Consider the following 15319-nt stretch of genomic DNA (forward strand, 5'->3'; position numbering starts at 1 on the left):
CGGGACGGACGAACCTCTGGTGTGCCAGTTGTACCGCCAGGTGCATGGCTGGTTGGCTACGTTCGGTCGGGATAACCGCTGAAAGCATCTAAGCGGGAAGCCTTCCTCGAGATGAGGTCTCCCAACCCTTTGTGGTTGTAAGGCCCCCAGCTAGACGACTGGGTTGATAGGCCGGAGATGGAAGCACCGCAAGGTGTGGAGTCGACCGGTACTAATAGGCCGAGTGACTTGAACACACTCACGTTTTGTTGCTCGCGTTCACTGTGCGGTTCCCGGAACACGACCGGGAACCATTGTTCCACTGGTTATGTTCTGTTAAGCGTTTCGGTGGTCATAGCGGTGGGGAAACACCCGGTCCCATTCCGAACCCGGAAGTTAAGCCCTCCAGCGCCGATGGTACTGCACCGGGGACGGTGTGGGAGAGTAGGACACCGCCGGACATCAACATATAGTCGGGAAGAGGAGAGAACCCCGCGAAACATTCGCGGAGTGTTCTCTCCTCTTCTCGCATTTCAGGTAGGGGCCGCAAACAGCGGCCCCTTTTTTCATTTCCACACTCGGTCGGACAGCAAAGCGGCGGGGGCGGGCACGAAGGCCGCCCCCGCCGCAGAGCTCCGAGGAGCGGTCTCAGTCGGCCGGCGGACGAAGCGTGTCGATCGCGGTCCGCAGCTCGCCGACACGCTGCTCCAGCGTGCCCATCGCCTTGGCCGCCTCCTCATCCTTCGACGACCACTCGGACAGCACCCGGATTTGCTGCTCCACGGCCGTCAGACGCTCGCTGAGCTCCGCGGCGAACTCACCTGAGGGAGCGGCCGCGAACTGCGTGCGCAGCAGCTCTGACTGCTCTCGCAGCTGCTGGTTCTTCCGATGCAGCTCCACGAAGATCGACACCTTGGTCCGTAGCACCCACGGGTCGAACGGCTTGGAGATGTAGTCCACGGCGCCGGCGGCGTACCCGCGGAACGCGTAGTCCGGGCCGGCGTCCACCGCCGTCAGGAAGATGATCGGTACCTCGCGCGTCTTTCGACGGCGCTTGATCGCACGGGCGATCTCGAAGCCGTCCATGCCCGGCATCACGATGTCCAGCAGGATCACCGCGAACTCGTTCGTCAGCAGTGCCCGCAGGGCCTCGTCGCCCGACCGGGCACGGATCATGTTCTGGTCGAGGGAGCTGAGGATCGCCTCGAGCGCGACGAGGTTCTCGTCGCGGTCATCGACCAGCAGGATGTTCGCCTTCTCGGCCACGGTTCAAGCCTCCATCATGTGCGCGGCCGACTGAGCCACGCTCTCATGATGTCAAGAAGGTGGTCCGCGTCGACAGGCTTGGGCACATAGTCGGATGCCCCGGACTCGATGCTCTTCTCCCGGTCGCCCTTCATCGCCTTCGCGGTGAGGGCGATGATCGGCAGGTCGGCGAACTGCGGCATCCGGCGTACGGCCTCAGTGGTCGCGTAGCCGTCGAGCTCGGGCATCATGACATCCATCAGTACGAGGTCGATGTCCTCGTTGCGGTCGAGCGTGTCGATCCCCTCGCGACCGTTCTCGGCGTACAGCACCTCGATGCCGTACTGCTCCAGCACGCAGGTCAGCGCGAAGATGTTGCGCACGTCATCGTCGACGATCAGGATCTTCCGGCCCGACAGCACCTCGTCGTCGATGGGGTTCTCGGCGAACTGCTCCTCGGCCTCGGGCAGCTCGAGCGTCGCCTGCGGGGCGGGAGGCGGCGGCTGCGGCGTCGGCCGGCTGTCGCTGGGCGCGGCGAGCGCCGTGTCGACCGGACCGGCGTACCGGACCGGCAGGTACAGCGTGAACGTGCTGCCGTCGCCCGGGCGGCTGGACACGTGGATCTCACCGCCGAGCAGCGCGGCGATGTCGCGGCTGATCGACAGGCCCAGCCCGGTGCCCCCGTAGCGCCGGCTGGTGGTGCCGTCCGCCTGCTGGAACGCCTCGAAGATCGACTTGAGGTTGTGCTCGTCGATGCCGATGCCCGTGTCGGTGACCGCGAGGCCGATGACGTCGGGGTTCTCGGCGAGCGCCGGGTCGACGAAGGTGACGTCCACCGGCCGCCGTACGGTCAGGCGCACCTCGCCGGAGGAGGTGAACTTGACCGCGTTGGACAGCAGGTTGCGCAGCACCTGCTGGAGCCGCTGCTCATCGGTGTACAGCTCGTGCGGGAGGCCCGGCTCGGCGTACACGTCGAAGGCGAGCCCCTTGTCGGCGGCCATCGGCCGGAACGTCGCGTCGACGTAGTCGACCAGCTCCGACAGCGCGATGCGCTGCGGGTGCAGCTCCATCTTGCCCGCCTCGACCTTGGACAGGTCGAGCATGTCGTTGATGAGCCGCAGCAGGTCGCTGCCCGACTCGTGGATCGTCTTGATCAGCTCGACCTGCTTGGCCGTCAGGTTCTTGTCCGGGTTGCCGGCCAGGAGCTTGGCGAGCACGAGCAGGCTGTTGAGCGGCGTGCGCAGCTCGTGGGACATGTTGGTGAGGAACTCGGACTTGTAGCGCGACGACTGCGCGAGCTGCTCGGCGCGCTCCTCCAGCGTGCGGCGTGCCTGCTCGATCTGGAAGTTCTGCATCTCGATCGCGCGGTTCTGCTTGGCCAGCAGCGCCGCCTTCTCCTCCAGCTCGGCGTTGGAGCGCCGCAGCTCCGCCTGCTGGCGCTGCAGCTCGCTGGAGCGGTCCTGCAGCTCGACCGTCAGTCGCTGGGACTCGGCGAGCAGCGCCTCCGTACGGGAGTTGGCGGTGATCGTGTTGATCGTCACGCCGATGGTCTCCACGAACTGGTCGAAGAACGCCAGGTGGACCTCGCTGAACGGGCTGAACGACGCGAGCTCGATCGCGCCGAGCACGCGGTTCTCGAACAGGATCGGCAGCACGATGACGTTCGCCGGGGACGCCTGCCCGAGCCCCGTGCCGATCGTGATGTAGCCCGGCGGGAGGTCGTCGACCAGGATCGGCTTGTGCTCCACGGCGGCCTGGCCGACGAGGCGGTCGCCGAACGCGAAGCGGACCCGGTCCACCTGGTCGCGGCCCACGCCGTACCCGGTCTTGAGCACGAGTTCGCGCTCCCCGTCGCCGCCCTCCTCCGCGAGGTAGAACGCACCGTACTGCGCGGAGGCGAGCGGGGTGACCTCGCTCATGATCAGCCGCGCGACCTCCATGAGGTCGCGGTGGCCCTGCATGAGGCCGGCGATGCGGGCGAGGTTGGTCTTCAGCCAGTCCTGCTGCTGGTTGGCGCGGGTGGTCTCGCGGAGGTTGGCCACCATGAGGTTGACGTTGTCGCCCAGCTCGGCGACCTCGCCGCGGGCCTCGACCGCGACCGACTTGCTCAGGTCGCCGCGGGCGACCGAGCTGGCCACCGACGCGATGGCGCGCACCTGCCGGGTCAGGTTGCCGGCCAGCTCGTTCACGCTCTCGGTGAGCCGCTTCCACGTGCCGGAGACGCCCTCGACCTCGGCCTGGCCGCCCAGCCGTCCCTCGCTGCCCACCTCGCGCGCCACACGTGTGACCTCGCCGGCGAACGCGGACAGCTGGTCGACCATCGTGTTGATGGTGGTCTTCAGCTCCAGGATCTCGCCCTGGGCGTCGACGTCGATCTTCTTGGTCAGGTCGCCGTTCGCGACCGCGGTGGTCACCTGGGCGATGTTGCGGACCTGGGAGGTCAGGTTGTCCGCCATGGAGTTGACGTTGTCGGTGAGGTCCTTCCAGACGCCGCTGACGCCGCCGACCTTCGCGCGCCCGCCGAGGTTGCCCTCCGTGCCCACCTCGCGGGCGACGCGGGTGACCTCGTCGGCGAACGCCGACAGCCGGTCGACCATCGTGTTGAGGGTGTCCTTGAGCTGGAGGATCTCGCCCTGAGCGTCGACGGTGATCTTCTTGGACAGGTCGCCGCCGGCCACCGCGGTCGCCACCTGGGCGATGCTGCGGACCTGGCCGGTGAGGTTGCCGGCCATGGAGTTGACGTTGTCGGTGAGGTCCTTCCAGACGCCGGACACGCCGCTGACCTGTGCCTGGCCGCCGAGGCGTCCTTCGGTGCCGACCTCGCGGGCCACACGCGTCACCTCGTTGGCGAAGCCCGACAGCTGGTCCACCATCGTGTTGAGGGTGTCCTTGAGCTGGAGGATCTCGCCCTGAGCGTCGACGGTGATCTTCTTGGACAGGTCGCCGTTGGCGACGGACGTGGCGACCTGCGCGATGTTGCGCACCTGGCCGGTGAGGTTGCCGGCCATGGAGTTGACGTTGTCGGTGAGGTCCTTCCAGACGCCGGACACGCCGCTGACCTGTGCCTGGCCGCCGAGGCGCCCTTCGGTGCCGACCTCGCGGGCCACACGCGTCACCTCGTCGGCGAACGAGGAGAGCTGGTCGACCATGGTGTTCACGGTCGCCTTGAGCTCCAGCAGCTCGCCGGTCGCCTCGACCGTGACCTTGCGGGTCAGGTCGCCCTTGGCCACCGCCGTGGTCACCAGGGCGATGTCGCGGACCTGGCCGGTCAGCCGGCTCGCCATCGCGTTGACCGCGCCCGTGACGTCCCGCCAGCGGCCCGACATCTCACGCGGCTTGGCCTGGCCGCCCAGGCGCCCCTCCGCGCCGACCTCGCGGGCCAGCTGGGTGACCTCCGCGGCGAACTCGTCGAGGTGTTCGACCATGCGGTTGACGCCCGAGCCCATCCGCAGCAGCTCGCCGCGCCAGGGACGGGTGCCGGTGTCGAGCTCGATGCGCTGGCTCAGATCGCCGTCGGCGACCGCGTCGGCCACCCGTGCCATCGCGGTCGCGGACTGCACCAGCGTGTCGATGAGCGCGTTGGCGGCGGCGTTCCCGGTCGCCCAGGCGCCCTCCCCGCCGGCGCCGAGCCGCTCGTCGATCCGGCCCTCGTGACGAACCTCACGTTGCACACGGACGAGTTCCCCGGTCAGATGGCCCGCACGTGCCTGCACATCGTTGAAGACGGAGGCGATCTCGGCCAGGACATCATCACCGGAGGCATCGAGTCTGGTCTCGAAATCTCCGTCGCGCAGGGCGCTGAGCGCGTCGAGGACGGGCCGCAGGTCAGCCTCGTCGTACTGGACGCTCACCGGTGCATGGGACGTGCTTCGAGGCATTAACTAGCACCTCGCCTTCCATGCGACGTGGTCGGGGATATGTTCAGCCCACCCGGGGAATCTGCCACGATGGCAGCGTCGTGCATCCCCGAGACGAATCCAAGTGACTGTGGAGAAGAACCCAAAGAGGTACGCGACCTTCCCGCCGGAGGTCGCGTCAGTTGCGGCTGCACGGCGTTTTGTCGGGGACACGCTTCGTAACTGGGGCGTCGACGAGGTGGACGACGCCATGCTACTCACCAGTGAACTGGTTACGAACGCAATCGTCCACGCCGGCACCGAGGTCGAGGTCGTGTGCGAGGCGCTCGGCGGCCAGGTGCGGGTCGAGGTCCACGACCGGCACCAGGCGCGGCGCATCCCCGTCCCCGGCGACCAGGTGAGCGGCCGCGGGCTGCTGTTCCCCGAGACGCTGGCGATCTCCTGGGGCGTCACGTACGGCCAGGGCGACAAACAGGTCTGGTTCACCGTCCCCGGAGTCTCCGGGGAGAAGCCACCGCCTCCGCCGCCCTCGTACGAGGAGATCGTCACCGCGCCGCGCCCGACCCGGCCGACCGTCGACGAACTGGCCCACCGCACCGCGCAGAGCGCGCAGGACGCCCTGGGCGCCGACTGCGTGTACGTCCTGCTGACCGAGGACGACGCCGACCTCGTGCTCAAGGCGACGTCCGGTGTACGGCCCGAGGGCGCGGCGCTGGAGATGGGCCTCGAAGGCGCCACCGTCGGCGGGAGGGGCGTCTACGCCGACCTGGGCGGCAGCCCGTACAACCTGCCGGCGCTGCAGGCCGCCGGGATCCGCTCGCTCGTCACCGCGCCGTTCGTCGTGGACGGCCGGGGCATCGGGCTGATCATCGCCGCCTCGCGCGACGCGGCCCACTTCAACGAAGCCGACGTCGAACGCCTCCAGCAGGTCGCCGACCGGCAGGCGCCCTCACTCGAACGCGCCCGCCTGATGGAGCTCGAACGGGCCCGGCGCGGCTGGCTCGGCTTCCTCGCCGAGGCGAGCAGCCTGCTCGCCGGCACCCTCGACCAGCAGATGACCATGGCGCTGGTGTCGCAGCTGATCGTGCCCCGCCTGGCGACCTGGTGCGCCCTGTTCACCGTACGGGACAACGGGGCGGCGCTCCCGGCGTACGCCTGGCACGCCGACGAGACGATGGTGGCCGACCTGCGCGTGCTCCTCGACCTGCTGCCGCCGGCGCCGCCGCCGGCCGAACCCGGGCCGTGGGAGGGCTTCGGGCCCGCGCCCAGCGAGGGCATGCCCCCCACCGCGCACCGGGTCACCGGCGACGTCGCACACGAGTTCCCGCTGCTGGCGCGCGGACGCAGCATCGGCATGCTGGTCGTCGGCGGCCCGAAGGGCGCCCGGTTCAACCGCGACATGCTCGAGCTGACCGAGGACCTCGCCGGGCGCGCGGCGCTCGCCATCGACAACGCGCGGCTGTACGAGGAGCAGGCGGACATGAGCCGTACGCTCCAGCGCAGCCTCCTGCCGCCGGAGATCCCGGTCATCCCGGGCCTGGACGTGTCCGTGGTGTACGAACCGGCCGGCGAGAGCAGTGAGGTGGGCGGCGACTTCTACGACGTGTTCAGCGTCGGCTCGCGGTGGCGCTTCGCCATCGGCGACGTGTGCGGCACCGGGCCGGAGGCCGCGTCGGTGACCGGCCTGGCCCGCCAGGCGCTGCGCATCCTCGGCCGGGAGGACTACGCCATCACCGAGGTCCTCCAACGCCTCAACGCCCTCATCCTGGACGAGGGGTCGCGCGCGCGGTTCCTGACGCTGCTGCACGGGGAGGTCGAGCCGCTCGAGGACGGCAGCGCCCGCGTGACGTACGTGACCGCGGGCCATCCGCCGCCGCTGTTCCTCAGCCCGGCGGGCACGGTCGTGGGCGACGACGAGTCGGACCTGATGCTCGGGGCGTTCCCGGAGGCGGAATACTCCCTCCGGACGGTCACCCTCGGGCCGGGGCACCTGCTGCTGGGGTTCACCGACGGCGTGACCGAACGGCGCAACGGCGACCGGCTGCTGGGCGACGACCGGGGGCTCGAACGCATCCTCGCGGGCTGTGCCGGGCTGGGCGCCGGCGCGGTGGCCGCGCGGGTCAGCCGCGCCGTACGCGCCTTCTCCGGCGAGCCCTCGCACGACGACATGGCGCTGATCGTCCTGCGCATCGAGGAGTGAGGCGGCTCAGGCGTCGAACAGGCGCGTGGTGTCGGCGCCGACGAGGTCGAGCACCCGGCCGGTGAAGTACACGGTGCCGAGGACGACGATCCGCTCCCCGTACGCCGCGAGCCGTGCGGGGGTGAGGTCGGCGATGTCGAGGCCGTCGCGCGTACGGGTGAAGCGCAGGCTCTCCCGGTCGGGCATCCGCACCATGGTCACCGGCAGGCCGCCGAGCGCGGCCAGGACGCCCTCCAGGTCCTTGTGGTCGGGCAGGCAGACGAGGACGTGGTCGATCCGGTCCCAGCGGCGGTACGCCTCGGCGAGCGCGGCGGCGGCGCCGTTCGCCTCGACGGCGGAGTCGACGAGCAGGGTGGCGCCGGGGACCGTGTGCCAGGACACGCGGCCGGGGAGCCGTACGGAGGCCAGCACCTCGGCGGTACGCGCGGGGTCCGGGGCGGGCCGGCCGATCGCCTCGAGCAGCCGCCGGGCGGCGGCGCAGCCGAGGAGGGCGTTGGGACGCTGGATTCCGGGAGTCGCGGAGGGGGCGTCGGTGACCACGTCGACCCGGCGGCCGGTACGTGCGGCGACGGTCGCCTCGATCGCCGTCGCGACGTCCGGCGCCTGCGGCAGCGACACGACCGCCCGCGTGAGCCGCGCGACGACCCCGGCCTTGTCCGCCGCGATCTCCGCCGGCGTGTCACCGAGGACGCCGAGGTGCTCGCCGAACACCTCGGTGATCGCCACGACCGTGGGCGGCACCAGGCTCACCTCGTCCGAGGCGCCGCCCATCCCGGCCTCCAGCACGATGACGTCGGCCCCGGCGTCGCGTGCGTGCAGCAGACCGGCGAGGGTGAACAGCCCACTCGGCGAGAGGTACCCGGCCTCCCGGGGCGGCAGTGACCGGGCTCCGTCCCTGAGCCTGCGGCCGAGCCCGGCGAGGTCACGCTCGGCGATCGCGGCCCCGTCGAGGCGGATCCGGTCGGTGTCCCGGCGCAGACCGGGACTGGTGACGGTCACCACCCGGCACCCGGCCGCCACGAGCCAGGCCGAGGCGTACGTCGCGGCGGTGCCCTTGCCCTTGGACCCGACCACGGTGAGGACGGGAATCGTGGGGAGCCCGAGCACGTCGGCGAGCCGCGCGGCCCGATCCAGGTCACGCCGGTCCCCAGGGCCGCGACGGCCCCATTCGTCGTAGAAGAAGGCGATATCGCCCTCGCCGGTCATCGTTTGTCCTCCCAAGCGCGCACACGCCACGCTATCCGCGGAGGATCTCCATGACTTCCCGGCGGGTGATCGTGGTGAAGACGCGTGTGGAAGGCGGGGCGTGAGTCACGCGTCCCGGCCGTCGGACCACAAGTCCGATGGCCGGGACGCCGGAGGGGACCGCACCGCCGGTGAGGCCCTACCTGCGAGCTCGAGGGCGTCGGACCCGAAAAGCTGACTAGGCTGCGAGCGTGACACGGAGCAGTTATGACGACGCCGTTGCCGGGATCAGGGCGCGTGGGGTCGAGTGGGACCTCGACCCGTCGCTGGACCGGATCCGGGACCTGGTCGACATCCTCGGCTCGCCGCAGCGGGCGTACCCGGTGATCCATGTCACCGGGACCAACGGCAAGTCGAGCACCGCGCGGATGATCGACGCCCTTCTCCGCGAGCGCGGGCTGCGGGTCGGTCTCTACACCAGTCCCGAACTGCACACCATGCGCGAGCGGATCAGTGTCGACGGTGAGCCGGTGACCGAGGAACGCTTCGCCGAGCTGTACGACGACGTCCTGCCGTACGCCGAGATGGTCGACGCCAAGCACGATGTCAAGGTCTCCTTCTTCGAGATGCTGACCGCGATGGCGTTCGCCGCGTTCGCCGACGCCCCCGTGGACGTCGCCGTGGTCGAGGTCGGCATGGGGGGCGCGTGGGACGCCACCAACGTCGCCGACGGGTCCGTGGCCGTCGTCACGCCGATCGGGCTCGACCACACCGAGTACCTCGGGGACACGATCGAGGCGATCGCGGGCGAGAAGGCCGGGATCATCAAGCCGGAGGCGGTCGCGGTCCTCGCGCAGCAGCCGGTCGAGGCCGCCGAGGTGCTCCTGCGCCGCGCCACCGAGGTCGGTGCGACCGTCGCGCGCGAGGGCATCGAGTTCGGCGTCCTGCAGCGGGAGCTGGCGGTGGGCGGGCAGCGGGTCCGCCTGCAGGGCCTGCTCGGCACCTACGACGAGGTGTTCCTGCCGCTGTTCGGCGACTACCAGGCGAGCAACGCCGCCTGTGCGCTGGCCGCGGTCGAGGCGTTCGCGCGCGGGCGGGCCACCGCCGAGCCGGGCGGTGAGGACCGGCTCGACGCCGACCTCGTGCGCGCGGCGTTCGCCGGCGCGCCCGCGCCCGGGCGGCTGGAGGTCGTGCGGACGGGGCCGACCGTCCTGGTCGACGCGACGCACAACCCGGCCGGCATGGCGGCCACCGTCGCGGCGATCACCGAGGAGTTCGGGTTCACCCGCCTGATCGGGATTCTCGCCGTCATGGCGGACAAAGACGTGATGGGAGTGCTGGAGGAGCTCGAGCCGATCATCGACGAGTTGATCGTCTCGCGTAACTCCTCACCGCGTTCGATGCCGGCGCACGAACTGGCGGTGGTGGCACGCGATGTCTTCGGCGAAGATCGCGTTCATCTCGTGGCCCGGCTGGACGACGCGATCGACCAGGCGATCGGGCTCGCGGACCAGTCGGGAGAGTTCGCCGGGGCCGGGGTGTTGATCACCGGTTCGGTGGCGACGGCGGGCGATGCCCGGTTGCTGATGAAGGCGTCACAATGATCGGCACGGGCCCGGAGTTCCGCGCCGCAAAGGCGGGTCGAGCGTGAGAAGACTGTGTGCCGTCGTCCTCGCCCTTCAGGCGGTGGTGACCGCTCTGTCGATTCCGGTGGCGATCGCCGTGGCGCACGCGGACGGCACGACGGCGGGTGTCGTGGGCGGCGTCCTGGCGGTGGCCGGGCTGGTCGTCGCGGGTCTGCTGCGGTTCCGGTGGGCGTACGTCGCCGGGAGCGTGTTGCAGGTTCTGGTGATAGCGACCGGTTTCGTGGTGACGACGATGTTCGTTCTCGGGATCATATTCGCCGCTCTGTGGGCGACGGCGATTTGGCTCGGATGGCGGGTGGAAGGCGCTCCGGCGCGCTAATGTCGGGTTGACTCTTCAGCGTTCCCCGTCGAACAGAATATCAATTCCAGCAAAGTCGGACATTTACCGAATTCGTTGGAAACGGGGATGACTCCGGGAGGCCGCCCGATGACTGATCTTCCCGAAATTCGCCCCGAAAGTCATGACGTGCAACGGCGAGACCCGGCCGGGCTCGCCATTCTCCTTCTCGTTCTGGTCACCGCCATTCCCGCCGCGGTTCTCGTGCTGCCCAACACCGCGTCCTACGTCGTGCCGCAGGCGGCCCGCGACCTCGGCCTGTCGGGCGGCGAGGCGGCCGGGTTCGTACGGGCGACCGGCCTCGCGATGCCGGCGCTCCTGCTGGCCACCCCGCTCGCCGCCGTGCTGGCCCGGCGGCGCACTCCGTGGGGCGTCCTGTTCGGCGGCCTGGCCCTCCTGCTCGGCGCCCAGGCGTCGGCCGCGTACGCCACCTCGGTGCCGCTCACGGGCCTCCTGCGGGCCGTGGAGGGGGTCGGGGCGGGCGCCGTCCTGCCGGCGGCCCTCCTGCTCGCCTGCGAGCGCTCCGAACGCCGCCTGGCGACCGGGGTGTGGGCGGCCGCCCTGACCGGCTCCCTGCTGCTGGCCACGCCCGCCGTCCTGGCCGTCACGCCCGGCCCGTACGGCGCCTACGCGGCCGAGTGGCGGGTGATCCTGCATCCGTACTGGTGGCTCGGGGCGACCGCGCTCGTGGGCACCGGCCTGCTGGGCGTGCTGCGCCTGCGGCCGCCCATCGGGCCGGGTGTGCCGGCGCCCACGCGGGGGGAGCGCGTGCTGTTGCTGCTGCCGGTCGCGCCCGCCGCCGGGTTCGCCTTCCTGGCCGTCGTGACGACGTACGCCTGGTCGCCGGGGGGCCAGCTCATCCTGGCCGCGTGCGCCGTGACCGGCCTGCTCGGCATCGCCCTGGCCGGGTCGCGCGGCGCCGTCACCGGCAGCCCGCTCGGGTACGCCGTGGTGATGGTCGCCGTGGGCCTGCTGTCGATGCCGGTGACCGGACCGCTGGCGGGGCTGCTGGGCGGGCGCGGCGTGCCGTTCGGGCCGTTCGCCGTGGGCGCGGGGTGCGCCGCGCTGGCCGTGCTCACCGCGACCGCGACCCGGCGGCCGGCCGGACGGGGCGCGGTGATGTGCGGGTTCGGCCTGGTCACCGCCGCGATGGTGGCGCTCGTGGCGATGGGCGCCGGGGCCGACCGGTGGGAGCTGTCCGGCGCGCTGGGGGCCCTGGGTACGGGCATGGGCCTGGCGCTGGGCACCACGCTGCGGCCGGCCGGGGCGGGCCCGGCGCTCTTCGGCCTGACCCTGTGCCTGCCCGCCGTGCTCGGCGGCCACCTCGTCGTCGGGCCGCTCCAGGTCGCCAGGGTCGGCGCGGTGACGAGGACGGGAGGGGGCACCGCCCAGGCGCTGGCGGCGCTGACCGACGCGTACCGGATGTGGCTGGTGAGCGCCTGCGTGATCGCCGTGGTGCTCGCCGTCGCGACCGCCTGGACCGGGCGCGGCCGGGCGCGCCGGGACGCCGCCGTCGCCGCGGCTCCGGGCTCCAGCGGCGCCGCCCTTCCCACCGGGTGACACGGGTAGGATCGCAGCCACACGCGGAGGCCCGGCCGCGAGCCGTCATCGCCGAGCTCGGCATCGCAGCCTGTCATGCGGCGACCGCCCTCCCGGCCCCGTGACGATCGTCATCCAAAGAACGCGAGGAGAACCAACCCGTGTCCGAACGCACTCTTGTCCTCGTCAAGCCCGACGGCGTACGCCGGGGGATCGTCGGCGACGTGATCTCGCGCATCGAGCGCAAGGGCCTCAAGCTCGTCGCGCTGGAGCTGCGCACGCTCGAGCGCGAGGTCGCCGAGACCCACTACGAGGAGCACCGGGAGAAGCCGTTCTTCGGTTCCCTCGTCGAGTTCATCACCGGCGGCCCGCTCGTCGCGATGGTGGTGGAGGGGCCGCGCGCCATCGAGGCGTTCCGCGGGCTCGCCGGCGCCACCGACCCGGTCGCCGCGGCGCCCGGCACGATCCGCGGCGACCACGCCCTGGAGATCCAGGAGAACATCGTCCACGGCTCCGACTCCACCTACTCCGCCGAGCGTGAGATCAAGCTCTTCTTCCCGAACCTTTTCTGACGACGGCGCCAAGACGCGCGGTCCGGAGCGACTCCGGTCCGCGCGTTTTGTTTAGCGTGACCGGCTCCTGACCGGAGCGTTACGGAGCGACGACGCGCGACGATTGGTCCTGCATCAACTGGCCTGTTCCGAGTTACCATGACAATGCGCTCCTGCACGCCCGCCAATCTCGAAGGGCTGCCTTTCTTCATGGGTAACAAGCTGTCGTTCCTCGGCCGCGACATGGCGGTCGATCTGGGTACGGCGAACACGTTGGTCTACGTCCGCGGTCGCGGCATCGTGCTCAACGAGCCCTCTGTCGTGGCGATCAACACCCACACGGGCAAGATCGTCGCCGTCGGGATCGAAGCCAAGCGGATGATCGGCCGTACGCCGGGCAACATCGTCGCGGTGCGTCCGCTGAAGGACGGCGTCATCGCCGACTTCGACGTCACCGAACGGATGCTGCGCTACTTCATCCAAAAGGTTCACAAACGCCGACATTTCGCCAAGCCACGCATCGTCGTGGCCGTGCCCAGCGGCATCACCGGGGTCGAACAGCGGGCGGTGAAGGAGGCGGGCTACCAGGCCGGGGCCAGGCGCGTCTACATCATCGAGGAGCCCATGGCCGCCGCGATCGGCGCCGGGCTGCCGGTGCACGAGCCGACCGGCAACATGGTCGTCGACATCGGCGGCGGCACGACCGAGGTCGCGATCATCTCGCTCGGCGGCATCGTGACGAGCCAGTCCATCCGCGTCGGCGGCGACGAGCTCGACCAGGCGATCATCTCCTACGCCAAGAAGGAGTACTCCCTCATGCTGGGGGAGCGCACCTCCGAGGAGATCAAGATGGCGATCGGGTCGGCGTACCCCTTCGACGACGAGCCGCACGCCGAGATCCGCGGCCGCGACCTCGTCAGCGGGCTGCCGAAGACCGTCGTGATCTCCGCCGAGGAGATCCGCCGCGCGATCGAGGAGCCGGTCAACACCGTCGTCGACGCGGTCAAGACCACCCTGGACAAATGCCCGCCCGAGCTGTCCGGCGACATCATGGACCGCGGCATCGCGCTGACCGGAGGCGGCGCGCTGCTGAAGAACATCGATGAGCGCCTGCGCGAAGAGACCGGCATGCCGATCCACATGGTCGACAATCCGCTCGACTCGGTCGTGCTCGGCTCGGGCAAGTGCGTCGAGGACTTCGAGGCACTGCGGCAGGTCCTCGTACCCGAACCAAGGCGTTAGGACACCTGGCCGGTGAAGGACACCCGGCGAACCCGCGCCGTCCTCGGCGTGCTGTTGCTCGTCTCGCTCGCCATGATCACTGTGGACTACCGCGGTGGGGACCACTCCCCGCTGAGGGTGCTGCGCGGCTTCGGCGAGGCCATCTTCGGCCCCATCGAGCAGGGCGCCACCGCGGTCGTCCATCCGATCGCCGGCGCCTTCCACACGTTCACCGGCGCGCCGAGCGCGCACCGGCGGATCACCCGGCTCGAACGCGAGAACCAGCAGCTGCGCCGGCAACTGCGCACCGGACAACTCGACAAGCGGCGGGCCGGCGAGCTCGAGAGCCTCCTCGGCTCCTCGGGTCTCGGCGGCTACCGCATCGTCCCGGCGGAGGTGATCTCCTCCGGCGAGGGCATGGAGAACACCGTCTCGCTCGACGTCGGCAGCCGCAGCGGCGTGCAGCCGAACATGACCGTGCTGTCCGGCGACGGGCTGGTCGGCCGGGTGACCCGTGTCGGGCCGACCACCTCGACGGTCATGCTCGCCACCGACGCGGCGTCGTCGGTCGGCGGGCGGCTGGAGAGCTCCAACGAGATCGGCATCGTGCAGGGCGCCGGCCGCCACGGCGGCTCGTCGCTGAAGTTCCAGCTGCTCGACTCCACGGTGGTGATGGAGCCCGGCCAGCGCATCGTCTCGTTCGGCTCCGAGGACGACCGGCCGTACGTCCCCGGTGTCCCGATCGGCACGATCACCAGGATCGAGCGGACGTCGGGGTCGCTGACCCGCACCGCGGTCGTACGCCCGTTCGTGCACTTCACCTCGCTCGACGTGGTCGGCGTGGTGGTCGCGGCGCCGAAGCGCAACCCGCGCGACTCGGTGCTGCCGCCCTCGCCCTCGCCGTCGACCCCCACGCCCACACCCACGCCATCGCAACCGCCGCCGGCCCAGGCCGGCTCGTCCGCGCCGCCGAAGTCCCGGCCGGCTCCGTCACCGACGTCGAGAGGCTGACCGTGTCACGTAACGTCCTCGCCTCGATCGTCATCGTCGCCGCGCTGATCCTGCAGGTGACGGTCGTCAACCGGCTGCCGCTGCCCGGCTCGGTGGTGCCCGACCTCGTGCTGCTGGCCGTCGTGGCGCTCGCCCTGGTCAACGGCTCGCTGCGCGGGCTCGTCGCCGGGTTCTGCGCGGGCCTGGCCGCCGACATCATCCCGCCGGCCGACCACACGATCGGCCGGTACGCACTCGTCTTCTGCCTCATCGGCTACGTCTGCGGGTCGGTCGCCGTCGAGATGGACCGGGCGCCGCTGCTGCCGTTCGTGGCGGTGGCCGCCGGCGCCCTCGCCGGCACCGTGCTGTACGCGCTGGTCGGCGCCATGCTCGGCGATCCACGGGCCCGCTGGCCGGTGGTCTCGCACGTGCTGCCGCTCCAGGTCTTCTACGACATCGTCGCCAGCCCGTTCGTGGTGTGGGCCGTGCTACGGCTGACCAACCGCGCCGAACGCCCACGCGACTCGGCGGGGCTGGACCCGGTGCCCGGCTTCTACCGGGCGAGGTAG

The 15319-nt window shown here is 70.7% G+C and carries 11 protein-coding genes and 2 rRNA genes; 10 read left to right on the forward strand and 3 right to left on the reverse strand.

Annotation, left to right across the window (positions count from 1 at the left end; translation table 11 throughout):
* Both QSK37_RS29565 and rrf read left to right on the forward strand, forming a co-directional pair.
* Positions 1-236: ribosomal RNA gene (locus QSK37_RS29565) — 23S ribosomal RNA — on the forward strand; the annotation flags it as partial.
* A gap of 87 nt (positions 237-323) precedes the next feature.
* A 5S ribosomal RNA gene (rrf, locus tag QSK37_RS29570) occupies positions 324-440 on the forward strand.
* A gap of 187 nt (positions 441-627) precedes the next feature.
* Here rrf and QSK37_RS29575 read toward each other — a convergent pair.
* Together QSK37_RS29575 and QSK37_RS29580 are read right to left on the reverse strand one after the other, a co-directional pair.
* Complete coding sequence (locus tag QSK37_RS29575; protein WP_285585008.1) at positions 628-1245, reverse strand: response regulator; 618 nt, start codon at positions 1243-1245, stop codon at positions 628-630.
* Positions 1246-1259: 14 nt separating this feature from the next.
* Positions 1260-5102: a HAMP domain-containing protein gene (locus tag QSK37_RS29580; RefSeq protein WP_285627608.1), complete on the reverse strand. Its 3843-nt coding sequence runs from the start codon at positions 5100-5102 to the stop codon at positions 1260-1262.
* A gap of 109 nt (positions 5103-5211) precedes the next feature.
* Between QSK37_RS29580 and QSK37_RS29585 the strand changes: the two genes are divergently transcribed.
* Positions 5212-7281, forward strand: a complete 2070-nt coding sequence (locus tag QSK37_RS29585; RefSeq protein ID WP_349498001.1) for a SpoIIE family protein phosphatase — start codon at positions 5212-5214, stop codon at positions 7279-7281.
* Positions 7282-7287: 6 nt separating this feature from the next.
* On the opposite strand, the gene QSK37_RS29590 is transcribed toward QSK37_RS29585, so the two are convergent.
* Entirely contained in the window at positions 7288-8487 is a 1200-nt protein-coding gene (locus QSK37_RS29590) for a folylpolyglutamate synthase/dihydrofolate synthase family protein (RefSeq protein WP_285627613.1), read from the reverse strand.
* 230 nt (positions 8488-8717) lie between these two features.
* On the opposite strand from QSK37_RS29590, the gene QSK37_RS29595 reads away from it, so the two are divergent.
* The 7 genes from QSK37_RS29595 to mreD all read left to right on the forward strand — a co-directional run bounded on the left by QSK37_RS29595 (position 8718) and on the right by mreD (position 15319).
* Positions 8718-10070 carry a bifunctional folylpolyglutamate synthase/dihydrofolate synthase gene (locus QSK37_RS29595; RefSeq protein WP_285627615.1) on the forward strand — a complete coding sequence of 451 codons (1353 nt, stop codon included), beginning with the start codon at positions 8718-8720 and terminating at the stop codon, positions 10068-10070.
* Between the two features lie 43 nt (positions 10071-10113).
* Entirely contained in the window at positions 10114-10431 is a 318-nt protein-coding gene (locus QSK37_RS29600) for a DUF4233 domain-containing protein (protein WP_285585018.1), read from the forward strand.
* A 147-nt stretch (positions 10432-10578) separates the two neighbouring features.
* The gene (locus QSK37_RS29605; RefSeq protein ID WP_285627617.1) at positions 10579-12009 is read left to right on the forward strand and encodes a hypothetical protein; all 1431 of its coding nucleotides are present in this window, start codon (positions 10579-10581) and stop codon (positions 12007-12009) included.
* 140 nt (positions 12010-12149) lie between these two features.
* Positions 12150-12560: a nucleoside-diphosphate kinase gene (ndk, locus tag QSK37_RS29610; protein ID WP_285627619.1), complete on the forward strand. Its 411-nt coding sequence runs from the start codon at positions 12150-12152 to the stop codon at positions 12558-12560.
* Positions 12561-12749: 189 nt separating this feature from the next.
* Entirely contained in the window at positions 12750-13781 is a 1032-nt protein-coding gene (locus tag QSK37_RS29615; protein ID WP_285585022.1) for a rod shape-determining protein, read from the forward strand.
* A gap of 12 nt (positions 13782-13793) precedes the next feature.
* On the forward strand, positions 13794-14771 hold the full coding sequence (gene mreC / locus QSK37_RS29620) for a rod shape-determining protein MreC (protein ID WP_285627621.1): 978 nt from the start codon (positions 13794-13796) through the stop codon (positions 14769-14771).
* A gap of 2 nt (positions 14772-14773) precedes the next feature.
* The gene (mreD, locus tag QSK37_RS29625) at positions 14774-15319 is read left to right on the forward strand and encodes a rod shape-determining protein MreD (RefSeq protein WP_285627624.1); all 546 of its coding nucleotides are present in this window, start codon (positions 14774-14776) and stop codon (positions 15317-15319) included.

This window comes from Actinoallomurus iriomotensis (genome assembly GCF_030269445.1).
Taxonomy (GTDB): domain Bacteria; phylum Actinomycetota; class Actinomycetes; order Streptosporangiales; family Streptosporangiaceae; genus Actinoallomurus; species Actinoallomurus iriomotensis.